This window comes from Nocardia sp. NPDC046763 (genome assembly GCF_040645495.1).
Lineage (GTDB): Bacteria > Actinomycetota > Actinomycetes > Mycobacteriales > Mycobacteriaceae > Nocardia.
Genome location: NZ_JBEYYI010000001.1, coordinates 147,948 through 164,114 on the forward strand (window position 1 = coordinate 147,948; position 16,167 = coordinate 164,114).

Here is a 16,167-nt window from a genome sequence, read left to right on the forward strand (position 1 = left end):
CTGAAAAACTCAGGCCCCCTGCGGATCTCGCAGGGGGCCTGAGTTCTCTTCGGGCGGGTCGGCCGATGCGCGTGGGGTACACGCTCAGCGGTGCGTCACGCCGGGTCCGCGGGGATCTCCGCGAGGATCTGCTCGGCCACCGCGAAAGCGGTATTGGCCTTGGGGATTCCGGAGTACGCGGCGGTGTGAAGCAGCACCTCGCCGATCTCGGCCCGGCTCAGGCCGTTTCGGATCGCGGCCCGGACGTGCAGGGCGAGTTCCTCGTGGCAGCCGAGCGCGGTGAGCAGGGCGAGGGTGACGGCGCTGCGGGTACGGCGGTCCAGGCCCTCGCGGGTCCAGATCCCGCCCCATGCGGCGGCGGTGATGTACTCCTGGAATGGGCGGGTGAAATCGGTGGTACGCGCCTGTGCGCGATCGACGTGCTCGTCGCCGAGGACGGCGCGGCGCACCCGCATGGCGGCATCGCTGTCGGGCCGGGTGGTGTTCTGGTCGGTCATTGAGCACCCCTGAGGTGGTCGAGGATCGGTGGGAGGAACAGGTCGGGGCGTTCGGTGGGGCCGAGATGGGCCGCGCCATCGAGGATTTCGAGGCGCGCACCCGGAATCCGGTCGGCGAGGAGCCGTCCGTGCTCGGGCGGGAACGCCGGATCCTGGACGGTGGACAGCACCAGGGTCGGTGCGGTGATGTGCGGTAGCTCGCCGCTCAGATCGAGATCGGCGAGCGCCGCGCAGCAGGCCGCATAGCCGTGGGCGGGCGTATCGGCGGTGAGATCGCGCATATGGCGGGTGGTTTCGGGATTGTCGGCCCGCCACTCCGGGGTGAACCAGCGCTCGACACTGCCGTCAGCGATGGCTCGCATACCCTGCGCGCCGGCCTGTGCGGCCCGCTCGCGCCACCTCTCTGGATTGCCCGGCCGGGCCGAGGTACAGCACGCGACCAGTCCACGTACCCGCTCGGGGCGATGCCTGGCCAGCCACAGTGCGGTCATGCCGCCGAGTGAGACCCCGACCAGGTGCGCGGCCTCGATCTCGAGTCGGTTCAGCAGCGCTTCCAGGTCCGCGCCGAGGTCCGCGAGACCGTACGGCCCCGCTGGTACCGGAGAGTCGCCGTGGCCACGGGTGTCGTAGCGGATGACTCGGAAACCGCTGTCCCGCATCGGATGTACGTAATCGGACCAGATCTCGAGGGTGCTGCCCAGGGCATTGATCAACACCACCGGTGTGCCGCCGGGGTCGCCGTCGGCGAGGTGGTGCACGGTGACAGCGCGGGTGGCCCGGGTTCCGGCGAGGGAACCCGGGCCGCCATCACCGCCGCCCCTCATGCGGCGGGTGCGGATTCGACCCTGCTCGTGTGCGGAGAGGGCCCGTCGGGTGAAGGTCGGTGCGCTGCCGAGGTAGGCGGACGGTTCCAGCAGCGCGTCGATCCGGGAGCGATCGAGATGACCCGCGATGAGCGGGTGCGCCGCCAGGAGGTCGCCGAACGCCGCGCTGTCCGGGCGGGCTCGGCGCGCGCAGTCGGTCACCGCGTCGTGGGCCGCCAGCCGGCCCAGTGCCGGGGTCAGCACGGCGGTGACCCGCTCGGCCATCAGCAGCCCGCCGGTGAGTGCCAGATTTCCGCGCATCCGGGCGGGGTGAATCTGCAAGCGGGACAGGCTTTCCCGCAGCCAATGCACGGCCGACCCGGTGCTGCGCAGCAATTCGGTGAGCGGCCGCCATTCGGCGTGCCACGATCCGGCGGCGCGTTGTTGCTCGTGTGCGGCGGCCGACAGCAGCGTGGCCACCAGCCCGGGGGCCTGTGCGGCGGCGGCGACCGCCGCAACCGCGGCAATGGGATTCCGCTTGTGCGGCATGGTCGACGACCCGCCCGCCGCGCCGTCCTCGCTGACCTCGCCGACCTCGGTCTGCGCCAGCAGTGTGAGGTCGCGGCCGATCTTGGCGACCACACCGCTCACGGTGCCGAGCGCGCCCGCCAGTTCACCGATCCGGGTGCGGTCGGTGTGCCAGGGCAGCTCCGGAGCGGTCAGGCCGAGGTAGCGAGCATAGGTCTCCGCTACGTCCGTTCCGGAATCACCCAGCGACGCGAGGGTTCCCACGGCTCCACCCAGCTGTGCCGCCAGGCGTGAGCGGTGCACCCGGTCGAGCTGATCGGCTGCGGCGCCCAGGCTCGACAGCCAGCCGGCGGCGGTCAGGCCGAAGGTGACCGGCAGCGCCTGCTGCAACAGACTGCGGCCGACCTGCGGGGTGGCCGCGTGCTGGCGTGTCAGCTCCGCGAGCAGGTCTGCGCACGCCGACAGGTCCGCCTCCAGGGCATCGAGGGCGCGGGCCGCGATCAGCATGGCGGCGCTGTCCATGATGTCCTGGCTGGTCGCGCCCAGATGGACGGAGCCGGCTGCCTCGCGGTCGGTGACCCGCGCGGTGAGCGCGCGCACCAGCGGTGCGGCCGGATTGCCGATATCGACTGCGGCCGCACCGATTTCGCGGACATCGTAGAGTTCGGCCCGGCACGCCGCGGCGATGGCTCCGGCGTGCGCCTCGGGAATGATCCCGCAGTCGGCCAATGCCCGCGCCAGCGCCGCCTCCGAATCCAGCAGCGCCTGTAGCCAGGCGGTGTCATCGGTGGCGGCGGCGACCGGGCCGGCGGCCTGGATCGGGCCGAACAGCTCAGACATCGAAGAACACCGTCTCGTGCTCGCCGCGCAGGCGGATGTCGAAGCGGTATCCGTCCACGGCGGGTTGCGCGATCAGCGTGCTACGCCGGTGCGGCGCAACTGATCCCAGGGCCGGGTCGGCGGCGTTCGCGATCGCCTGCTCCGGGAAATAGATCCGAGTGACCAGCCGGTGCAGCAGCCCCCGGGCGAAGACCGACACGTCGATGTGCGGGGCCTGCTCCCGGCCGCCGGGACCGGGTAGCGCACCCGGAATCACTGTGTGGACGGCGAATTCGCCCGACGTGGTCTCGCTGCGGCCGAAGCCGCGCCAGCCCGGGGTGCCCGGGCGCGGGTCGTCGGGATGATCGAATCGTCCGTGCGGATCGGCCTGCCAGGTTTCGATCAGCGCGTCCGGGATCACCGCACCCTCGCCGTCGAAGACTGCCCCGCGGATCCACACCGCGCCCGGCGTGCCCTCGGGTACCACGAATGGTCCGTCGGGCCAGGACAATCCGATGTGCAGGTAGGGTCCGACGGTCTGTGACGGCGTCGACGGCAGGATGCGGTCAGTCATCGTGTGGCTCCTCGAACGGTGTGGCGTGGCGGCCGCGCAGCACGATGTCGAATTCGAACGCGAGCGCCCATTCCGGCTGCGTGTCTTCCAGGCTGAACCGCGAGATCAGGCGAGGCCGTGCGGCTTCCGGGACCGAGTTGAAGATCGGGTCCTGGCCGAAGAGCGGATCGTCCGGGAAGTACATCTGGGTGACCAGACGCTGGGTGAAGGCCCGCCCGAATACCGAGAAGTGGATGTGGGCGGGCCGCCACGCGTTGTCGTGGTTGCGCCAGGGGTACGCGCCGGGCTTGACGGTGGTGAACCGATAGCGGCCCTGCCCGTCGGTGAGCGTCCGGCCGACGCCGGTGAAGTTCGGGTCCAGCGGTCCCGGCCAGCGGTCGCCGGTGTGGCGGTAGCGGCCCGCGGCATTGGCCTGCCAGATCTCGATCAGCGAATCCGGTATCGGATGGCCGTCGCCGTCGAGGAGCCGGCCGAAGACGATGATCCGCTGTCCCAGCGGCTCGTCGGCGTGCTGCGCGGTGAGATCGTTATCGGTCGCGCCGAGGCGGCCCGGGCCGAACAGTGGCCCGGTGATCTCCGTCAGCTGTTGGGGCAGCAAGATGGGCGGCACCCCCGGCGCGCGCACCGGCGTCGACCCGTAATCGGGATACAGCAGTGGCGGATGGGTGCCGGGCGGATCGGATCGATAGCTCGGCAGGGCCGAATGTGTTGTGTACACGGGAACTCCCAATTGTCAGGCGTGTAGGACCAGTGCCAGCCCCTGACCGACGCCGATGCAGAGGGCGGCCAGGCCCCAGCCGCCGCCACGCTGCCGCAGGCGGCGCGCCAGGGTCGTGACGATGCGTGCGCCCGAGGCGCCGAGCGGGTGCCCGAGGGCGATGGCCCCGCCATGGACGTTGACGATGGCCGGATCCAGGTCGGGCCACTCGGCCAGGCAGGCCAGCGATTGCGCGGCGAAGGCCTCGTTCAACTCCACTGCCGACAGGTCGGACCAGCCGATTCCCGCACGGCGCAACGCGATCTCGGCGGCGCGGGTCGGTCCGATGCCGAACAGGTCGGGGTCGACACCCGCCGCGCCCCGACCGGCCACCCGGGCCAGCGGTTCGCGCCCGAGCCGGTCCGCGGTGGCGGCATCGGCCAGCAGCAGCGCCGCCGCGCCATCGGTGAGCGGGGAGGCGTTGCCCGCGGTGACGGTGCCCTGCCGTCGGAACGAAGGTCGCAGCGCGGCAAGCTTTTCCGCAGTGGTGTCGGCGCGCACCGGTTCGTCGCGTGTCAGGTCGGTGCCCGGGAGCGCGCTCACCTCGTCGTCGAAGAAGCCGTCCGCCCAGGCGCGTGCGGCCCGGCGATGACTGCGCGCCGCGAACTCGTCCTGCGCGGCGCGGTCGATGCCATAGCGCTCGGCCAGCAGTTCGGTGGATTCGCCCAGCGACACCGTCCATTGTTCCGGCATGGCCGGATTCACCAGCCGCCAGCCGAGCGTGGTGGAGTGCAGCGTCTCGTGCCCGGCCGGAAAACCCTTGGCGGGCTTGGACAATACCCAGGGCGCACGGCTCATGGACTCGGTGCCGCCCGCGACCAGGAGTGCGGCGTCACCCACTTCGATGGCGCGCGAGGCCTGGAACACCGCGTCCATCCCGGAGCCGCACAGCCTGTTCACCGTCGTCCCCGTCACGGTCGTCGGCCAATCCGCCAGCAGCGCCGCCATTCTCGCCACATTGCGGTTGTCCTCGCCCGCCTGATTGGCAGCGCCGAGGATCACGTCGTCGACCTGCGCGGGATCGAAATCGGTGCGCCGGGCCAACTCTCGCAGCACGTGCGCGGCCAGATCGTCGGGCCGCATACTCGACAGCGCGCCGCCATAGCGACCGAAGGGGGTACGGACGCCGTCGAGGAGGTAAGCCGAATTCATCGGGCCTCCTTCAACCGGCGCAACGCGGTGAGTTCTGCGTCGGTCGGCGGGGGAGTGGTGGACAGGGAAGCCGCCACCCGCAGCGGCCAGCCGGTCGCCGCGATCATCTGGTCCACGGTGACGCCCGGGTGCAGGGCGGTGAGCACCAGTTCCCGCGTGTCCGGATCCGGTCGCAGCACACCGAGATCGGTGATGATCAGGGTCGGGCCCGCACCACGCAGCCCGAGCGCCTCTCGGTCGCCCGGACCACGGCCGTGCCCCACCGAGGTGACGAAGTCGACCCGGTCGACAAAATTGCGCCGGTTCTGCCGCATGACCACCAGCACGTCGCCGCAGGATGCCGCGATCTCGGGCGCTCCGCCCGCGCCGGGCAGTCGCACGGCGGGGTCGGCGTAGTCGCCGATCACGGTGGTGTTGATATTGCCGAACCGATCCAGTTGCGCCGCACCGAGAAAACCTATGTCGATGCGCCCGGCTTGCAGCCAGTAGTTGAACATCTCCGGCACGCTCACGACCGCGTCGGCGGTGTCGGCGAGCACACCGTCGCCGATGGATGCGGGCAGCCGTCCGGGTTTCGCGCCGATCGCGCCGGATTCGTAGATCAGCACCAGCTCCGGCGCATGCGTGCGGCGGGCCAGATTCGCCGCCGTGGACGGCAGGCCGATGCCGACGAACACCCGCTGGTCGCCGGTCAGGGCGCGAGCCGCCGCCACGGTCATCATCTCGTCGGCGTCGTACTCCACTGTCATCGTGAAACCTCCTCGGCCTGAAGGGAATCGAGCCAGCGGGAGAAGGAATCGCGGTCGCGGCCGACGGCATCCCAGGCCGCATAGGCGTCGTTGTCGCGCTCGTAATAGCCCTGCGCGTATGAGGGCCGCGCACCGCCGGGCGCTATGGCGACGGCGTCGATCACCCAGTGCGGCAGGACGATTGCGCCCGGAAGCGGGATCAGTTCGTCGACCACCTCCTCGACGGTGACCAGGCTGCGGCGTGCGGCGAGCACGGCCTCCTTCTGCACCCCCAGCAGCCCCCACAGCTGGACATTGCCGTGGCGGTCGGCGCGCTGGGCGTGGATGACGGTGACATCCGGATTCAGGGCGGGCACCGCGGCCAGCCGTTCCCCCGTGAACGGGCAGTCGAGGAAGGCGATGGTCGAGGTCACCCGGGCCAGATCGGTTCCGGCGTAACCGCGTAGCACCGCGAAGGGCAGTCCGGACGCGCCCGCGGCATAGCGGTTGGCCATGCCCGCGTGACTGTGCTCCTCGATCTCGAGCGGACGCGGCCAGCCTCGCTGGATCGCGTCGCGGAACCGGTGCAGCGAGCCGACTCCCGGATTGCCACCCCAGGAGAAGATCAGTTTGCGGGCGCATCCCGCGCCGATCAGTTGGTCGTACACCAGGTCCGGGGTCATCCGCACCAGCGTCAGATCGCGGCGGCGCTGGCGAATGATCTCGTGTGCGGCTGCCGTCGGGATCAGGTGGGTGAAACCCTCCAGGGCCACCGTCGCGCCGTCGGACACCAGGTCCCGCACGGCGTCGCGCAGATCGGCGAATTCAGCCACGGTCCTCGCCTCCGGCGATCGGCAGCCCGGCATAGTTCTCGGCGAGTTCCCTTGCCGCCGAGGGCGAATCGATGACCCGGCGCAGCTGAGAGAGCTGGAGCTGGGCATCGAAGTCGTCGCCGTGACGATGCAGCATGGTCGTCATCCACCAGGAGAAATGGGTGCTGCGCCACACCCGGCGCAGCGCGGTATCGGAGTAGGCGTCGGCCGGCCCGGTCGAACCGTCACGCAGCAGTGCGGTGAGCGCGGGGGCCAGCACGGCCACGTCGGCGATGGCCAGATTCAGGCCCTTGGCCCCGGTGGGCGGCACGATGTGGGCGGCGTCGCCGGCCAGGAACAGGCGACCGTGGCGCATCGGTGTGGTGACGAAGCTGCGCATGGGGAGCACGCTCTTCTCCAGGATCGGTCCCGTGCGCAGGGTCCAGCCGTCGAGCGCCAATCGGGTGGACAGCTCGTCCCAGATGCGGTCGTCGCTCCAGTCCTCGATGCGCTCGCTCGGATCGACCTGCAGGTAGAAGCGGCTCACCTGTTCGGATCGCATACTGTGCAGCGCGAATCCGTTCGGATGCCAGGCATAGATCAGCTCGTCGGTGGATGGTGGGACCTGGGCCAGTACGCCGAGCCAGGCGAAGGGGTAGGCGCGTTCGACGGTCTGCCGCAGCCCGACCGGGATCGCCTGTTTGCTGGGGCCGTGGTAGCCGTCGCAGCCGACGACGACCTCCGCGTCCACTCGCCGGGCCGCGCCGGTGGCGTCGACGAAGGTGATCGACGGACGGTCGGTGTCTGCATCGTGCACCGCGACGTCGGTCGCCTCGTAGAAGGCGAGCTGGCCGGCCTTTTCCCGGACCGCCATCAGGTCGGCGGTCAGTTCGGTCTGGCCGTACACGTAGACCGCTTGCCCGGTGAGCTCGGTGAAGTCCAGATGCTGCCGTCGGCCCGGCCACTGCAGGTAGATACCGCGGTGTTCGATCGCGGCCCGATCCAGTCGGTCCGCGACGCCGGCCCGTCGCAGCAGGTCGACGCTGGCGGATTCCAGGATGCCGGCGCGGATACGGGATTTCACATGGTCGGCGGATTGGCGTTCGACGATCACGGATTCGATGCCCGCCAGATCGAGCAACTGCGACAGCAGTAGCCCGGCGGGACCGGATCCGATGATCGCGACTCGGGTTCGCATCTGTACCGAACTCCTCATCTGTGCTGGTGAAGTACGCACAGAATCGGTCCGCGGCATTCGGTGCCACTACGGCACTTCCATTCAATGAAAAGGTACCGACCGTCCGGGTGATTGCCCCGGCAGTATCCGATGGCGAGATTTCAACGACGAAACACGGAGTGCCCATGTTGAGCCCCATCCGCGCCTGTGCCCCGGCCGCGATCAAGGCCCTGGCGGCGGCCACGGCCGTCGCGGCCGTCTTCACCCTGGCCGCGTGCGGCTCGGACAAGTCAGCGCCGCAGCCGATCTCGCTGCACGCGAAGGCCGGGCCGGCGGGCACCACGTTCTGGGATGTGCAGGACAAGCCCGCCCCGGACGCCAAACCCGGCGACATCTACTGGATTCAGCCGCGCACCGATGCGCCCGCGGACACGCAGGGCTGGAATGTCGTCTACGTGTCGGAGATCCAGCCCGGGGTGAAGAAGTTCGTCTCCGGTGAGATCTACGCGCCCACAGCGCATTCCGATCAACCGCGGGACATGGTGCTGTGGAACCACGAGACCACCGGCCTGGCCGACGCCTGCGCGCCGTCCCGCCGCAGCCTGTCCGACGGCGAACACTCCCGGGTCCCGGCCATCGAGGCGATGTTGAAGGCCGGCCACGTCGTTGCCATGAGCGACTACCCGGGCCAGGGCCTGCCGGGCCCGTCCTATTACATGGTCGGTGCGGTCAACGCGCGAGCCTCCCTGGACATGCTGCGCGCCGTCCACAACCTGCCGGAACTGAACGCCTCCAACCGTTTCGTCGAATACGGCTGGTCGCAGGGCGGCCAGACCACCATGCGCGTGGAATCCCTGGCTCGCTCCTACGCACCCGAATTCCAGGGCGTCGGCGCCGCGCTCATCGCACCCGCGGTCCGCATCCGCGACCTCACCCTGCACTCGATGAGCGGCCCCGACAACGCCGGATACGTCATCTCCACCTTGCCCGGCATCAAGGCCGCATATCCCGACCTGCTCTACCGCGACTTCCTGAAGCCCGATGCGATGGAAATGCTCCCCGTCCTCGCCAATGGCTGCTTCGACATCTGGGATGCGGCGGCCCCGCTGCGCGACGCCTATCAGCCCAACGCCCTGAGCCCCGGCAGCACCTGGTGGAACGCCATGTCCGCCGTCGATGACTGGCAGCCCGCCGGCACCATGCCCTTCGCCGTCTACCAGGGCGTCGATGACACGGTCGTGCCGAAGGACCTGACCCAGCGTGAGCGGACGGCCCTGTGCCACTCCGGCGTCGCCGTCGACTACAACGAATTCACCGGCCAAGACCACGAAACCGTCGTCCCTTCCGCCGCGGACCGCTTCCCCGCCTGGGCCGCCGACCGCTTCGCCGGCAAACCCGCCCCCACCAACTGCCCCGCCTGACCCGTACCGCCGCCATCGCCCACGGCGGCCGACGGTGACGGAACCTGTTCAGTAGCTGACCGTTTCGGCGTCGAGAATCCAGTTGACGCCGAAACGGTCGGTCAGCATCCCGAAGATCGGTGCCCACTGGGCGGGCCCGAGTTGCTCCACGACTGTCGCGCCGTCGGCCAATTTTGGGTTAGCTGTTCCGTGGCCGCATCGGTCAGCGCACTATGCGGCAACAGCGGATGTTTTGTACTGCAGTGGTTCCCATATGCTATGGCTAGTGAGATCTCTCTGCGGCGTAAGCGGGGAACCGTTCGCGCATCGCGGCGTCGAACGCGGACGCATCCTCGAGGGAGTCCCACCGGTGGAACTGGTCCCGCTGCAGATACCAGCGCATCAGCGATGCCGCGTCCTGTGCCCGGCCGTCCAGTACACACAGCACGACTGTTCCGCGCAGCAGCGTCGGATCCGGATTCGTTTCCCACGGAGCGGTTGTCGGTTCGCGTGCCGTCTGCAGTAGAGCGGGGAACGCGGATCGTTTGGCGAACCATTCACGTACCGGGCCGCGGACGTAGTCCATGAACTGAGCCACCGACACATCGAGCTCGGCGTCGAAATCGATCGACATCACCGGCGGCTTCGGCGAAACATCCAACAGATCGAAGCGCCCACGATCGATGTCGCCGTAACTCAGCCCATCACCGGGCATATCACGCATGACCTCATCAACGGCCGGCGATCCGATCCGCGCAGTCCCTTCGAGACGAAGGCCACCATCACGGTGACGCTCGATGTGGGCATCGACAGTCGAGGTCAGCCTGGGGATCGACTCGCTCGTCGGACTGAAGTAGACCTCCGTCCAAAGACGTTTCCCGGCACTGGGCCACCTCTCCAGCGGCGCGCAGACCGCGAAATCCTCTGCTGCCATGGCCTTTGTCAACCGGGTGATGATCTGCTTCGTCCATTGAGCCTGGTTACGCGCACCCACAGCTACTCGCCTTCCCGACAGCACTTTCGCGTCAACATGCCAAGTCCTACCCGCTGGCACCGACAGGCTGCGCTGAAACAAAACGCTGCGCCAATCACAGGGTTCGATAGGGGATGATCTGTGCCGCACCGAGTCTGGCCACCCGAAGGTCGCCACATGGCCAGCGCTAGCGGCCTCTCCGGGATATCGCGGACGAGGCACCTGAACCCGAATCCTGGCCTGGATCCGGTCCTGACACCAGTCTCGAGTAACTGAGTTGTATGTATCCGCCAGGTTCGTCCCGAGGTCGGAATCTTCCGAACGCAGACGAGATAGGCACTCTCCCAACCGATTCGACGACCGATATGACGTTGTTGTAGCCGTTGAGAAGATTGGTTAGGGTCACGCGACTCGAGGGTGCGCCCTCGGGTGCAGTGGTTCGAACAATGCATTCAGGAGAAGTAATGGGGTTTAAGGCACGAACCCGCCGGGTGGGGATCGGCATGACCGGGTTCGCGACACTGGCTGCCGCATCGGCGCTCACAGCGCCGTCCGCGTTGGCCGACATTACTAACGGCAGCACCACTCTCATCGGTAGCAACTACTCTGCCGGTCAGAGCTATACCGTCACTTCGACGATCCCGGTCCTGGCGGGCGCAACCTTTTATCTGGTCGACCAAGACGTCACCGGTAATAATCTGAACAGTACGACGAAGACTCCAGCACCCAACTGGTCGGGTTCCACTCAGTGGACACCGAAAACTGCCGGTACTCACCAGATTTGGGTCCAGGAAGACCTTAACGGCACCACGCAATACTTCTCGACCATCATCGCCAATATTTCCGTAGCCGCCGCGCCGGCGTCGACTGGAAGCGCTGCCTCTATACCGGTCATCGGCCCGCTACTGAGTTCTCTCAGCGGATAGGCTGCGCCCCGTGCGTCGTCAAGCGAGCGCGCACGGAGAATCGAACTGAGAATATGGCGCCCCCACCTGCAGAGCGGCAGGATGGGGGTTCGCTGTGTCGGCCGTTATCTGTTGGTTGAGGATGCATTCGACGCTTGCCGATACAGCTGGCTGGAGGTCGCAGTCTCCATCGCGCTGATCGTGGGCTGGCGGCGCTGTACGCCACTGTGCACGGGCTCTTCCACGGACAGCGTAAGGCCGGTAAGTGGCTGGAGCTTTTCGAGCACGGGCTGATCTTCGTCTCCCGAGAACGACTGCGAGTAGTTCGGTACGACCCGACCACGGTGATCCAGGATCTGATCGACCATCGCAGGAATGGCGTCACCACCCGGCCCGGAATCAGCGCCTACGAACAGGCCCGCCTAAACGCCCGGGTCGCCGACATCGACATCGTGTGCGGTCGGGCGGAGTCTGTCTCGGGTCGTGTCGTGGGGGTTGGCGACGGCGTGGTCAGACTGATATGCGCGGGTTGGTTACCGCAGAACGATTGTTCGATGGGGACGGTGCCGCTGGTCTAGAGGTCGAGCGTTGCAACGCGAAAGGTGTTGCTGCCCATAGCAGTTTCGCGGATATTGGCGCCGCTTCGCCTCCTGATCCGAAGGTAGAGGTCTTGGATCTGGCGTTTCCGTCGACCGTGTGGACTCTGCGCGATCCGCAGAATGTCGGCCACGAGTGGCAGGGGTACGTGACGCCCTCGGCATTCCGGAGGACGTGACGGCGCACAGCTTCCGGGGCGCGGTCGCGACGATTCTGGACGATGCCGGATTGTCGGCGCGGGTGACTGCGGACGTGCTCATGCACGTTGACCCGGCCATGACTCAACGGCACTACATGGCTCGCGGGCGGGCACACTAGGCCGCCGCCGATGCGCTGGATCGGGCGGTCAGCGGGCAGGCTGATCCGCCAAGGGAAACGGAATTAGTTGGGAGTTAGTTGGAAGATCTGGAAAAGCAAGAGGCCGGTCCCTCACGAGGAACCGGCCTTCACCTGCGGTGATTGTGGACCTGATGCGATGTTATTCGAACCAGGGCACCCTGACTGCGGTTCTCGAGGGGCTTCGGCAACGAGTAGGGGCGGACGGGGCCAGAGACGCAGGAAGGAACGCGGTTTCGGTGGCGCGGTCGGTGCGCGGCGACGTCTTACCGACGAGCATCGGGCGGCACTCGTGGAACAGTACGAGGCCGGTAGTGCGGTTAGTCGGCTAGTGGTCGAGCATCGGTTGGGTAAGGGGACCGTGCTGGGAATTCTCCGTGCCGGGGGAGCGGCCGTTCGGACGCCACGTCGGTTGACCGAGGCGGAGATCGACGCCGCAGTGGCCTGGTATCGAGGTGGCGAGTCTCTTGCGCGGGTCGGTGCGCGATTCGGTGTTGTCGCGGACACGATTGGTGCAGCGTTGGAGCGCCGGGGAATTGCTCGGCGGGACCCACGGGGGCGGCAGAGGTAGTTGTCCGGAGACACCGGACCTGGATGAAGCCCTCCCCGGAATTGGCGGAAGTTCGAGCGCAGCGCGGTGTGCCCAGCTCTGGTCATCGGGTCCAGATCTGTCCTCGTGCCTCGTATTCCAAGATTTCCTCGACGCGGGTCGCGGTTTCCGCGCTCAGTTCGCGGCGTACCAGCCAAAGCGCCAAGTCGAGGCCCGAGGTGATGCCGCCGGCTGTCACCAGGTTGCCGTCGTCGACGACGCGGGCCTTCGTGAGGATTCCGCCTTGTTGTTGCAGGGTGTCGAAGGCGCCGTGATGAGTGGTGCAGGGACGGCCGCGGAGCAGTCCGGCCGCGCCCAGAAGCATTGCGCCAGTGCATAATGAGGTAATCGTCAGTCCGTCGCGCGATGCGGCCGCCAGGGACGCGGGCAGGACGCCTCGATTGATTTCGGCCCAGATGCCCGGCTGGTCGCGGTGGGTGTAGCCGCCGCCGGGGACAACGAGGACATCGGCGTCCTGGGGTGCCCACGGTTGCGTGACCTGGACGACGGTGCCGTAGGCCGCGCGGATTGTTCCGGGTTGGCCCGTTGTCACATATCGCACATCCACGCCGCGCTCGGCGAGCATGCCGGCAAGGGAGAACACTTCGAAGGGCCCGATGAAATCCTGTTCCTCGACACCGTCGAACATGACGATGTGGACGCGCAGGGCCCCGGTCGTGCCTTGCCCGTCGGCCTTCGCTTCCGATGGTCGGATGCCGGGCGAGGCGGCAGCGAGGGCGGCGGCACCTCCGACCGCCATGAGCGCTCGCAACGCGTCTCGTCGTTCCATTTGCACTGTCCTCCAGTCATATTGGTCGCAGCACCGCAGTGGTTGTCAGCGTATGCGGTCTGAAATGTGCGGGGGTGTCGTGGCCCGCACGGGGGTGGCGGCCACCAGGAGTGCGGCGAATGCGAGGGGAGCCACTATCTGGTAGCCGATCCACACCACACCCGCCGCGCTGTTACCCCTGAACGCGAGCAGCACGCCGATGAGCGTGGCCGCCACCCAGCCGCTGTCGTAGGCGGCCATCAACCGCAAGTAGGTGCGCAGCGGGCGACGCCGCAGGTATGTGATCTCGATTCCCCCGGCGATCAGCAGCGCCGCGCCCGAGACCGGCATCTGCCAGGTCGCCACGCCGAGCCGGTGAGCCAGGGTCGCGCTAGCGATGACGTACGCGGCGGCAAGTGCCACCTTGACGCCGCCGTCGGAGATGATCCCCCAGTGCATTGCCGTCATCGCGCGCCGGTGTCGCAGCATCGGCTCCTCCTGAATGTCGTTCGGCTACACGGCGACAACGGTCTTCGGCGCGGAGGATCGTCGCGCCGTCTCACCGATCATGCGCGCGGTTGTTACGAGGACGAGCGCGAAAGCGAGAACGACTGCGGCGGTGCGGATATCGTGATAGGTGTCCCAGCGATGCAGGAGTGTGCGGTAGTCGGCGGGTGGGTGGTTCGGGTCCCACGTGCGAATCTTGTTGTTGATGGGGACGTTTCCGAGCTTGGTGACCACGATGCATGCCGAGGTCGCCACGGCCGCGCCGACCGATAGCAGGCGCCCTGTCACGTCGGGGGCGACGACGGCCAGCAGCAAAGCCAGTGCGACGCCGAGGATTTGGGCCGTGGGCATGACGGGATTGTTGTGCGGGATGAACTGTGCGCGGTAGGCGATGTGCACGGGGTCGGGTGAGGACCAGTAGGCGGGCCGCACGACCAGCGATCCGTAGGAGAACGCGCCGGCCAGAAATCCCGAGCACGCGAGGGCGGCGGCGACAAGGTAGCGAACAATCATGGTGTGTCCTTGATGTTCCATGGCAGCGTCGGTCGATCGGCCGGATACACTGCCTGAGCAGAATCTATTCAATAGATGAAGCTCTATCGAATGTAGTCGATCATGCCTCCGGGAGGCTCTTGTGTCAACGCCGCGTCGCTACTCGTCGTCGAACCGCCGACGGCAAGCCGAGGAGAATCGGCAGCGCATTCTGTCCGCGGCGCGCGATCTCATGACCGAGAAGGGTTTCGACGGCGCGACCATCGCCGAGATCGCCCGCGCCGCAGGTGTTTCGGCGCAGACGGTGTACGCCGTGTTCGGGTCCAAGAAGGGCATTCTCGCCGAGTTGATGGACAATGCCCGCTTCGATGACGACTACCTCGTTACCGTCCGCACCGCCAAGGAGACCACCGATCCCGTGCAGCGGCTACGCCTGGTCGCGGCGATCGCACGCCGCGTGCTGGATGCGGAACGCTCCGAGATGCACCTACTGCACGGCGCCGCGGCGGTGTCGCCGGAGTTGGCCGCGATCGGCCAGGAGAAGGAGCAGATGCGTTTCGAGCAGCAGGCTCCCGTGATCGACGTGCTCGTCGGCTCGGGGCGGCTCAAAGCCGGGCTCGACGTGGCGACCGCCCGCGACATTCTCTGGACACTGTCCGGCCGTGAGACCTATCGCATGCTCGTCATCGAAAGAGGCTGGAGCTCAGAACGATACGAAGCCTGGCTGGCCGAGTTGCTGGTCGAGGCGCTGCTGCGCGATTGAGTCAGGCTGTCGGAATCTCCCTCCGCGGTTCGATGTCGGTGAGTACCTCATAGGTGGAGAGTCGGTTGCCGTCGATCGGCGCATGGTCGGGCCAGTGATGGGCGGCCTGGAACGCGTTGGACTCCAGATATGCGGAATATGCCTGCTCGTCGGTGAATTCCAGAATCGAGAGGTAGCCGCGGTCGGATTCGGTGGGTCGTTGCAGGCGCGCGCCACACAACCCGTAGACCTCCGGCAGTGTGCCTTTCATGCTGGCGGCGAAGTTGCGTTCGAAGACGGCGCGATTCTCGTCGGCGACGAACAGCTCATTGATAACGACGAACATGTCTACTCCTGGTGAATCAGTGTTCGGAATCGGCGATTCGCAGTGCGCGATACAGGAATTCGGTAGTCACGCGGGTCACGTACTCGACCGGTTTCCCGGCGTCGAGTCGTTCGATGGCCCGTCCCAGTGCGCCATCGACCAGTTCGGCGGTGAGCTCCGGGTCCGGGTCGCCGCGTTCGGTGAGGGCAGTCAGCAGCGGTGCGCCGAGATCGCGGTGATGCCGGGCGAGTACCGCCCGCCGGGCGGGATCTGCGGGCATGCCTCCGCCCAGTACGGCAACCCGATGCGCACCGGCGGCCGCGAGTTCGAGCGTGACCCGCACGTACGCCATGATCCGGCCGTCGGCCGTGTCACCGCAATCGACCGAATCACGAACCCGCGCACCCCATTCCGCGAAGGAGTCGGCCACGATCCGCGCCAAAATCTCGTCACCCGACCGGAAGTACTTGTAGACGCTGCTGCGCGCCAGCCCCGCAGCCGCCCCGACCGCCGCCGGTGTGACCGCATCGACACCACCCTCGATCAACAACTCGCGCGCGGCATCCAGGAGCGCCCGTTCCTGATTGGCCCGGTGCTCGGCGACAGTCGGAGCATCGATCTTCGGCATCGCGAATCCGACCACCTTCGACATGTTGGGGACACTGCGTCGCCAACATAGCATAGT

At 67.5% G+C, this 16,167-nt stretch carries 18 protein-coding genes and 1 pseudogene; 5 read left to right on the forward strand and 14 right to left on the reverse strand.

Annotated elements, in window-relative coordinates:
* Positions 1–95: 95 nt before the first annotated feature.
* From pcaC to ABZ909_RS00730, 8 genes are read right to left on the reverse strand one after another with little or no spacing between them, the layout of a single operon-like run.
* Positions 96–497, reverse strand: a complete 402-nt coding sequence (gene pcaC, locus ABZ909_RS00695) for a 4-carboxymuconolactone decarboxylase (protein ID WP_356995502.1) — start codon at positions 495–497, stop codon at positions 96–98.
* Positions 494–2,668 carry a 3-carboxy-cis,cis-muconate cycloisomerase gene (gene pcaB / locus ABZ909_RS00700; protein ID WP_356995503.1) on the reverse strand — a complete coding sequence of 725 codons (2,175 nt, stop codon included), beginning with the start codon at positions 2,666–2,668 and terminating at the stop codon, positions 494–496. Before pcaB ends, pcaC begins: the two co-directional genes overlap by 4 nt.
* Positions 2,661–3,221 (reverse strand): protocatechuate 3,4-dioxygenase subunit alpha, encoded by a 561-nt coding sequence (pcaG, locus tag ABZ909_RS00705; protein WP_356995504.1) that lies wholly within the window; start codon positions 3,219–3,221, stop codon positions 2,661–2,663. The genes pcaB and pcaG overlap by 8 nt, the downstream gene beginning before the upstream one ends.
* Entirely contained in the window at positions 3,214–3,918 is a 705-nt protein-coding gene (gene pcaH, locus ABZ909_RS00710; RefSeq protein ID WP_356995892.1) for a protocatechuate 3,4-dioxygenase subunit beta, read from the reverse strand. Before pcaH ends, pcaG begins: the two co-directional genes overlap by 8 nt.
* A gap of 36 nt (positions 3,919–3,954) precedes the next feature.
* Positions 3,955–5,130 (reverse strand): thiolase family protein, encoded by a 1,176-nt coding sequence (locus ABZ909_RS00715; RefSeq protein WP_356995505.1) that lies wholly within the window; start codon positions 5,128–5,130, stop codon positions 3,955–3,957.
* Positions 5,127–5,873, reverse strand: coding sequence for a CoA-transferase (locus ABZ909_RS00720; RefSeq protein WP_356995893.1), 747 nt, complete (start codon positions 5,871–5,873; stop codon positions 5,127–5,129). The genes ABZ909_RS00715 and ABZ909_RS00720 overlap by 4 nt, the downstream gene beginning before the upstream one ends.
* Positions 5,874–5,875: 2 nt before the next feature.
* Positions 5,876–6,691, reverse strand: a complete 816-nt coding sequence (locus ABZ909_RS00725; protein WP_356995506.1) for a CoA-transferase — start codon at positions 6,689–6,691, stop codon at positions 5,876–5,878.
* Positions 6,684–7,868 carry a 4-hydroxybenzoate 3-monooxygenase gene (locus ABZ909_RS00730; protein ID WP_356995507.1) on the reverse strand — a complete coding sequence of 395 codons (1,185 nt, stop codon included), beginning with the start codon at positions 7,866–7,868 and terminating at the stop codon, positions 6,684–6,686. Before ABZ909_RS00730 ends, ABZ909_RS00725 begins: the two co-directional genes overlap by 8 nt.
* Before the next feature lie 164 nt (positions 7,869–8,032).
* On the opposite strand from ABZ909_RS00730, the gene ABZ909_RS00735 reads away from it, so the two are divergent.
* Positions 8,033–9,268: a lipase family protein gene (locus tag ABZ909_RS00735; protein ID WP_356995508.1), complete on the forward strand. Its 1,236-nt coding sequence runs from the start codon at positions 8,033–8,035 to the stop codon at positions 9,266–9,268.
* Between the two features lie 262 nt (positions 9,269–9,530).
* On the opposite strand, the gene ABZ909_RS00740 is transcribed toward ABZ909_RS00735, so the two are convergent.
* Entirely contained in the window at positions 9,531–10,241 is a 711-nt protein-coding gene (locus tag ABZ909_RS00740; RefSeq protein WP_356995509.1) for a hypothetical protein, read from the reverse strand.
* A gap of 443 nt (positions 10,242–10,684) precedes the next feature.
* Between ABZ909_RS00740 and ABZ909_RS00745 the strand changes: the two genes are divergently transcribed.
* The 3 genes and pseudogenes from ABZ909_RS00745 to ABZ909_RS00755 all read left to right on the forward strand — a co-directional run.
* A complete protein-coding gene (locus ABZ909_RS00745) occupies positions 10,685–11,146 on the forward strand; it encodes a hypothetical protein (RefSeq protein ID WP_356995510.1) in 462 nt (153 codons plus the stop codon).
* A gap of 134 nt (positions 11,147–11,280) precedes the next feature.
* Entirely contained in the window at positions 11,281–11,703 is a 423-nt protein-coding gene (locus ABZ909_RS00750; protein WP_356995511.1) for a hypothetical protein, read from the forward strand.
* A gap of 95 nt (positions 11,704–11,798) precedes the next feature.
* Positions 11,799–12,040: pseudogene (locus tag ABZ909_RS00755) on the forward strand (tyrosine-type recombinase/integrase); the annotation flags it as partial.
* A gap of 671 nt (positions 12,041–12,711) precedes the next feature.
* On the opposite strand, the gene ABZ909_RS00760 reads toward ABZ909_RS00755, so the two are convergent.
* From ABZ909_RS00760 to ABZ909_RS00770, 3 genes are all read right to left on the reverse strand, one after another.
* The gene (locus tag ABZ909_RS00760) at positions 12,712–13,407 is read right to left on the reverse strand and encodes a DJ-1/PfpI family protein (protein ID WP_356995512.1); all 696 of its coding nucleotides are present in this window, start codon (positions 13,405–13,407) and stop codon (positions 12,712–12,714) included.
* 75 nt (positions 13,408–13,482) lie between these two features.
* Positions 13,483–13,905 carry a hypothetical protein gene (locus ABZ909_RS00765; protein WP_356995513.1) on the reverse strand — a complete coding sequence of 141 codons (423 nt, stop codon included), beginning with the start codon at positions 13,903–13,905 and terminating at the stop codon, positions 13,483–13,485.
* Between the two features lie 24 nt (positions 13,906–13,929).
* Positions 13,930–14,436, reverse strand: coding sequence for a DUF1772 domain-containing protein (locus tag ABZ909_RS00770; RefSeq protein WP_356995514.1), 507 nt, complete (start codon positions 14,434–14,436; stop codon positions 13,930–13,932).
* A 121-nt stretch (positions 14,437–14,557) separates the two neighbouring features.
* Here ABZ909_RS00770 and ABZ909_RS00775 point away from each other — a divergent pair, with 121 nt between their 5' ends.
* Positions 14,558–15,178, forward strand: coding sequence for a helix-turn-helix domain-containing protein (locus ABZ909_RS00775; protein ID WP_356995515.1), 621 nt, complete (start codon positions 14,558–14,560; stop codon positions 15,176–15,178).
* Position 15,179: 1 nt separating this feature from the next.
* Here ABZ909_RS00775 and ABZ909_RS00780 read toward each other — a convergent pair whose 3' ends face one another.
* Both ABZ909_RS00780 and ABZ909_RS00785 read right to left on the reverse strand, forming a co-directional pair.
* Positions 15,180–15,503 (reverse strand): antibiotic biosynthesis monooxygenase, encoded by a 324-nt coding sequence (locus ABZ909_RS00780; protein ID WP_356995516.1) that lies wholly within the window; start codon positions 15,501–15,503, stop codon positions 15,180–15,182.
* Positions 15,504–15,519: 16 nt separating this feature from the next.
* Positions 15,520–16,134 (reverse strand): TetR/AcrR family transcriptional regulator, encoded by a 615-nt coding sequence (locus ABZ909_RS00785; RefSeq protein WP_356995517.1) that lies wholly within the window; start codon positions 16,132–16,134, stop codon positions 15,520–15,522.
* Positions 16,135–16,167 lie beyond the last annotated feature (33 nt).

What these genes read in the sequence shown, in the direction of transcription:
- pcaC (WP_356995502.1), bottom strand. Translation starts at nt 497, where the DNA reads ATGACCGACCAGAACACCACCCGGCCCGACAGCGATGCCGCCATGCGG.
- pcaB (WP_356995503.1), bottom strand. Translation starts at nt 2,668, where the DNA reads ATGTCTGAGCTGTTCGGCCCGATCCAGGCCGCCGGCCCGGTCGCCGCC.
- pcaG (WP_356995504.1), bottom strand. Translation starts at nt 3,221, where the DNA reads ATGACTGACCGCATCCTGCCGTCGACGCCGTCACAGACCGTCGGACCC.
- ABZ909_RS00715 (WP_356995505.1), bottom strand. Translation starts at nt 5,130, where the DNA reads ATGAATTCGGCTTACCTCCTCGACGGCGTCCGTACCCCCTTCGGTCGC.
- ABZ909_RS00730 (WP_356995507.1), bottom strand. Translation starts at nt 7,868, where the DNA reads ATGCGAACCCGAGTCGCGATCATCGGATCCGGTCCCGCCGGGCTACTG.
- ABZ909_RS00735 (WP_356995508.1), top strand. Translation starts at nt 8,033, where the DNA reads ATGTTGAGCCCCATCCGCGCCTGTGCCCCGGCCGCGATCAAGGCCCTG.
- ABZ909_RS00745 (WP_356995510.1), top strand. Translation starts at nt 10,685, where the DNA reads ATGGGGTTTAAGGCACGAACCCGCCGGGTGGGGATCGGCATGACCGGG.
- ABZ909_RS00760 (WP_356995512.1), bottom strand. Translation starts at nt 13,407, where the DNA reads ATGGCGGTCGGAGGTGCCGCCGCCCTCGCTGCCGCCTCGCCCGGCATC.
- ABZ909_RS00765 (WP_356995513.1), bottom strand. Translation starts at nt 13,905, where the DNA reads ATGCTGCGACACCGGCGCGCGATGACGGCAATGCACTGGGGGATCATC.
- ABZ909_RS00770 (WP_356995514.1), bottom strand. Translation starts at nt 14,436, where the DNA reads ATGATTGTTCGCTACCTTGTCGCCGCCGCCCTCGCGTGCTCGGGATTT.
- ABZ909_RS00780 (WP_356995516.1), bottom strand. Translation starts at nt 15,503, where the DNA reads ATGTTCGTCGTTATCAATGAGCTGTTCGTCGCCGACGAGAATCGCGCC.
- ABZ909_RS00785 (WP_356995517.1), bottom strand. Translation starts at nt 16,134, where the DNA reads ATGTCGAAGGTGGTCGGATTCGCGATGCCGAAGATCGATGCTCCGACT.